We start from the raw sequence: 3,195 nt of genomic DNA, 5'->3' as shown, positions 1-3,195 counted from the left end.
GTGGCGACCAGCTCCTCCCACTCCCCGTATCCCTCGTCACCCTTGTCCATCGGGCCCCTCCCTCGTCGCTTGTCGTCGGTTGCTCGTCGTGTCATGGGCTCCGGTCCCGCCCCCTCCACGGGACCGGAGCTGTCGATGTCCCCGTCTGCCCGCTCGCGTTCAGCTGGCGTGGTTGTCGTTCATGCAAGCCCCCCGGCTCGTCGTCGTTTCGCGTGCGGCGCCCCCCGGCGCCGTACGGTCTCCTTGCCGCCGCCCCCGTGTGACGGCACAGGACCCCCCAGGCCCCCTGCGATGTGTCTCCTCTTCCCGCTCCTGATCAGGACAGGGCGACGGGCTCGGTCGAGTCCGGCTGCCAGGCCGTCAGAGGGGTGAAGCCGCGGTGGCCGCACTCGCCGAACACCGTCACCGGGCCTCCGCCCGACAACGCGGCCAGCTGCCAGAGCCCCCCGCGGGAGCGGCCGCCGCCCCCGGTGAGGGGCACCGGCAGGGCGGAGGTGCCCTCCGCGTCCGCCAGCTGCCAGCCGAGCTCTCCCGGTATCGGAACCACCGGGCCGAGCACCACCGGCCAGGACTCCAGCCACGGGTCCTGCCGCAGCGCCGCCCCGTACGCCTCCAGAGCCGCCCCCGTGCTCACCCCGGCGGGAACCTCCGCGCACGGCACGGCTGCCGCGAACCTCTCACCGAGGTCCGCCCGCAGCCCCGCCGACCCGGGCCGGAAGCGCATCTCCGCCTCCAGCACCAGCCCCACCGGCAGCGCCGGCCCCGGTGGCCGCCCAGGCGGTCCGAAGTCCAGCACCAGCGCGGGCCGCCCGCCCGCCAGCCCGCGCAGCCATGTCCGGCGGGTGGTGAGCCGGCCGTCCGGCGACACCGTGTCGTACTGGGCGAGCACCAGCCACCGGTCCCGTACGGCCTCCCCCTCCCCGGAGGCCGGCAGTCCCACGCGGCTGCGCACCGTCGCCGCGAGCTCGTCCGGCAGCCCGGCCACCCCCAGCCACGCCCGGTCGAGCAGGTGCAGCAGCGCCGCCTCCTCCAGCATCCGGGCGGGCCAGCCGGGGCCGCAACTGGGTATCGTCCCCAACTCCCGCACCCGACCGGCCAGTCCGGGTGCCTGGGCGTCGACCATGCGGGCCGCCGTCTCCTCCCACCCCGCGTATCCCGCCTGGTCCTGGCCCGCGAGGCCGCCGCGGAGCAGATCGGCCAGCCGCTGCTCCAGCTCGGTGACGCCCGCGCCGACGCGCGCCGCCCGCCGCTCGGCCCGCTTCCGGGCCCCCTCCTCGTCGACCGGCGCGGCCTTCCCGCCGGGCGGCCGCGCGGCCTTGGCCGCCCGGTCCGCCAGCCACTGCGCGGCCCACTCCGGAGCCTCGCCCGGCTCGCCGACCCCCTCCGCGGACCAGAGCAACAACAGACCCAGCGCGTGCTTGCAGGGGAACTTCCGGCTCGGGCAGGAGCACTTGTACGCCGGGCCCGCCAGGTCCACGACCGTGCGGTACGGCTTGCTGCCGCTGCCCTTGCACAATCCCCACACCGAACCGGAAGCGGAACCTCCGATCTGCAACCACGGTCCAGCCCCGCCGAGTCGGCCCCCCGCCTTGCGTGAGGCGTCGTCAGGAGCCAGATCCAGTACCTGTTCCGCTGTCCAGCGGTCCCCCTGATCAGTCATGTGAACCACCGTAGAGACCACCACTGACAATCGCTCTGACCAGCAACGATGCTCACGGCAGGGCCCGTTGTCAGTGGCGTGGTGCACCGTGGACGCAGCAGTCGGGAGCGGCTGCCGAGCTTTGGAGGGGGACCATGACCATGCCCGAGAACGAGCAGCGAGCAGAGGCTCTGCGACCGCACGCCGAAGACGCCTTCGCACACGAACTGAAAGCCCTGGCGGCCGCCGACGACCGGCCCCGCCCGACCCGCTGGAAGCTCTCCCCGTGGGCCGTCGCCACGTATCTGCTCGGCGGCACCCTCGACGACGGCACGGTGATCACGCCCAAGTACGTGGGGCCGCGCCGCATCGTCGAAGTCGCCGTCACCACCCTGGCCACCGACCGCGCCCTGCTCCTGCTGGGGGTCCCCGGCACCGCCAAGACCTGGGTGTCGGAACACCTCGCGGCCGCCGTCAGCGGAGACTCCACCCTCCTCGTCCAGGGCACCGCCGGCACCCCCGAGGAAGCCATCCGGTACGGCTGGAACTACGCCCGGCTGCTCGCCCACGGCCCCAGCCGCGAGGCGCTCGTCCCCAGCCCCGTCATGCGGGCCATGGCCGACGGCATGACCGCCCGCGTCGAGGAGCTCACCCGCATCCCCGCCGACGTCCAGGACACCCTCATCACGGTGCTGTCCGAGAAGACCCTCCCGATACCGGAGCTCGGCGAAGAGGTGCAGGCCGTGCGCGGCTTCAACCTCATCGCCACCGCCAACGACCGTGACCGTGGGGTGAACGAGCTCTCCAGCGCGCTGCGCCGCCGCTTCAACACCGTGGTGCTGCCCCTGCCCGCCACGGCCGACGCGGAGGTCGACATCGTCGCCCGGCGTGTCGACCAGATGGGCCGCGCCCTCGACCTGCCGGCCGCGCCCGAGGGCCTGGAGGAGATCCGCCGCGTCGTCACCGTCTTCCGCGAGCTGCGCGACGGGGTCACCGACGACGGCCGCACGAAGGTGAAGTCGCCCAGCGGCACGCTGTCCACCGCCGAGGCGATCTCCGTCGTCACCGGCGGCCTGGCCCTGGCCGCCCACTTCGGGGACGGCGTGCTGCGCCCCTCCGACGTGGCCGCCGGGATCCTCGGCGCCGTGGTCCGCGACCCGGCGGCCGACAAGGTGGTCTGGCAGGAGTACCTGGAGGCCGTGGTCCGTGAGCGCGACGGCTGGAAGGACTTCTACCGGGCCTGCCGGGAGGTGACCGTATGAGCCCGAGCCCGACGCGGGGCCCGCTGCTGCTGGGCGTACGGCACCACGGGCCCGGCTCGGCCCGCGCCGTCCGGGCGGCCCTGGAGGCGGCCCGGCCCGAGGCGGTGCTGATCGAGGGCCCGCCCGAGGGGGACGCGCTGCTGCCGCTCGCCGCCGAAGAGGGGATGCGGCCGCCCGTCGCGCTCCTGGCGCACGCGGCGGACGATCCGGGTCGGGCCGCGTTCTGGCCGCTGGCCGGGTTCTCACCCGAGTGGGTGGCCATCCGCTGGGCCCAGGAGCACGAGGTCCCGGTCC

3 protein-coding genes are annotated in these 3,195 nt (G+C 74.6%); 2 read left to right on the top strand and 1 reads right to left on the bottom strand.

Going from position 1 to position 3,195, the window contains the following annotated elements:
- Window positions 1-316: 316 nt before the first annotated feature.
- Window positions 317-1,660, bottom strand: coding sequence for an SWIM zinc finger family protein (locus ACWGIU_RS33835; RefSeq protein WP_453711929.1), 1,344 nt, complete (start codon window positions 1,658-1,660; stop codon window positions 317-319).
- A 134-nt stretch (window positions 1,661-1,794) separates the two neighbouring features.
- Here ACWGIU_RS33835 and ACWGIU_RS33830 point away from each other — a divergent pair, with 134 nt between their 5' ends.
- Window positions 1,795-2,901, top strand: a complete 1,107-nt coding sequence (locus ACWGIU_RS33830) for an ATP-binding protein (RefSeq protein ID WP_030013145.1) — start codon at window positions 1,795-1,797, stop codon at window positions 2,899-2,901.
- On the top strand, window positions 2,898-3,195 hold a 298-nt coding region (locus ACWGIU_RS33825), incomplete at its 3' end, for a DUF5682 family protein (RefSeq protein ID WP_453711928.1). The genes ACWGIU_RS33830 and ACWGIU_RS33825, both read left to right, overlap by 4 nt.

The organism is Streptomyces sp. NPDC054840 (genome assembly GCF_053611065.1).
The sequence above is the reverse complement of the archived record's forward strand: the minus strand, read 5'-3'. Positions and strand labels throughout refer to the sequence as shown.